The 2,524-nt window shown below is 73.8% G+C and carries 1 protein-coding gene; it reads right to left on the bottom strand.

Annotation, left to right across the window (positions count from 1 at the left end; translation table 11 throughout):
• Positions 1–2,460, bottom strand: a 2,460-nt coding sequence (locus tag GTW67_RS06415) for an SDR family NAD(P)-dependent oxidoreductase (RefSeq protein WP_161163825.1), incomplete at its 3' end; no start/stop codon positions are given.
• Positions 2,461–2,524 lie beyond the last annotated feature (64 nt).

The raw sequence follows: 2,524 nt of genomic DNA, 5'->3' as shown, positions 1-2,524 counted from the left end.
CGTCTCCAGCAGCAGGCGCTGCTGCGGGTCCATCGCCTCCGCCTCACGCGGCGAGATACCGAAGAACTCGGGGTCGAACCGGGCGGCGTCGTAGAGGAAGCCGCCTTCGCGCACGTACGTCTTGCCGGGCGCGTCGGGGTCGGGGTCGTAGAGGCCCTCGATGTCCCAGCCGCGGTCGGTGGGCAGTCCGCCGATCGCGTCGTTCTCGGACATGACCAGCTGCCACAGTTCCTCGGGGGAGGTCACTCCGCCCGGGTAGCGGCAGCTCATCGCGACGATCGCGATGGGGTCGTCGTCGGTCGACAGCCCCGTGGTGACGACGCCGGACGCGGTCGTGGCGGGGCCGTCCGGGGCCGTCGTCACCGTCGCTCCGAGGAGCTGCTCCAGGATGTGGGCGCTCAGTACGGCGCTGTTGGGGTAGTCGAAGATCAGGGTGGCGGGCAGTCGCAGGCCGGTGGCCGTGTTCAGGCGGTTCCGCAGTTCCACGGCGGTCAGGGAGTCGAAGCCGAGCTCCTTGAAGGCGCGTCCGGAGTCGAGCGTGCCCGTGTCGGCGTGGCCCAGGACGGCCGCCACCTGCTCGTGGACGAGGTCGAGGACGGCGTGTCCGCGTTCGCCGGGCGCCAGGTCGGACAGGCGCTGCCGGAGGGGTGAGGCCGGGTCGGTCCCGGGGCCGCCGGTGATGTCGCCTGCGCCCGTGGTGCTCTCCTCTCGGAGACGCCGGGCCTCGGCGAGCTCGTCCAGCAGCGGGCTGGGGCGCGCGGAGGTGAAGACCGGGAGGAAGGTGTCCCAGTCCATGTCGGCGATGGCCAGGAGGGTCTGGTCGTGGTCGAGCGTCTGCTGGAGCGCGGTGATGCCGAGATCGATGTCCATGAACCGCAGTCCGCGACGGCGCAGTTGGTCCAGGTCCAGGGTCTCGGGGGCGTTGTCGCCGACCGCGTCCCACACGCCCCAGGCCACGGAGGTGGCGGTCAGGCCGTCGGCCCGGCGGCGTTCGGCGAGCGCGTCGAGGTAGGCGTTGGCCGCCGCGTAGGCGCCGTGGTCGCCGACGCCCCAGATGGAGGAGACGGACGAGAACAGGACGAACGCGTCGAGCGGGGTGTCGCGCAGCAGTGCGTCGAGATGTGCCGCGCCGGCCGCCTTGGCGTTCATGACGTCGGCGAACTCCGCCACCGTCGTCTCGGCCAGACCGGCCAGGTCGATGTGGGCGGCGGCGTGGATGACGGCGCTGAGGGGGCGGTCCTCGGGTACGGAGGCGAGGACGCCGGCCACGGAGTCGCGGTCCGCCATGTCGCAGGCGGTGACGGTGACCTGGGTGCCGAGCTCGGCGAGTTCGGCGACCAGCGCTTCGGCGCCGGGCGCGGCGAGCCCGCGGCGGCTCGTCAGGATCAGGTGCTCGGCGCCGTTGCGGGCCAGCCACCGGGCGAGGTGGGTGCCGAGGGCGCCGGTGCCGCCGGTGACGAGGACGGTGCCGCGGGGCTTCCAGGTGCGGGCGGGGCGGCTGTCGCCGAGCGGCGCGGGTTCCAGGCGTCGCAGCATGACTCCGGAGGCGCGGACGGCCACCTGGTCCTCGGCGTCGGTGGCCGCGAGGACGCCGGCGAGCCGGGTGCGGGCCTGTCGGTCGAGGGTGCCCGGCAGGTCGACCAGGCCGCCCCAGGTGTCCGGGTACTCCACGGCGGCGACGCGGCCCATGCCCCATACGGTGGCCTGGGCCAGGCTGGTCAGCGGGTCCGTGCCGCCGGTGGACACCGCGCCCCGCGTGGCGGACCACAGCGGCGCCCCGGTGCCGAGGTCGCCCAGGGCCTGGATCAGCGACAGGGTCAGCACCAGTCCGGTGCCGGCGACGGGGTGTTCCGGGTAGGGGGTCTCGTCCAGGGCGAGCAGGGACAGGACGCCGGACGGCGTGTGGTCCGCGGTGATCGTGCGGAGCCGTTCCGTCAGTACGGTCCGGTCGGCGTCGTTCCCGTCCAGGGTGAGGGTGACGACCTCGGCGCCGTGGTCTTCGAGGGTCTGCCGTGTGTCCGCCAGCAGCGGGTCGTCGGCGCACGCATCGGGCGTGACGAGGAGCCAGGTGCCGGAGAGCGAGGGGTTGGCCGTGCCGTTCGTGCGTCGCCAGGCGGCGACGTAGCGCCACTCGTCGACGGTCGACTCCGAGCGCCGCCGGCGACGCCACTGGGCCAGGGCGGGCAGGACGGCGTCGAACGACTCCTGCTGCTCGACGGTGTCGAGGCGGAGCGTGGCCGCCAGCGTTTCGCCGTCTTCCCGCTCGATCGCGTCCCAGAAGATGGCGTCCGTACGGTCGCCGTCCGCCATGCCCAGGGCGAGCGGCCGCGACGGAGCGGCCTCCAGCCAGTAGCGCCGGTGCTGGAAGGCGTACGTGGGCAGTTCGACGCGTCGGGCACCCGTCCCGTCGAACAGCTTCGCCCAGTCCACGGTCGCGCCGCCGGCGAACGCCTCCGCCACCGACGTGACGAACCTCCCCGGACCGCCCTCTCCGCGGCGCAGCGTACCGACCGCCGTGACGGGC

The organism is Streptomyces sp. SID5910 (assembly GCF_009862125.1).
In the GTDB taxonomy this organism is placed as follows: Bacteria; Actinomycetota; Actinomycetes; order Streptomycetales; family Streptomycetaceae; genus Streptomyces.
The sequence above is the reverse complement of the archived record's forward strand: the minus strand, read 5'-3'. Positions and strand labels throughout refer to the sequence as shown.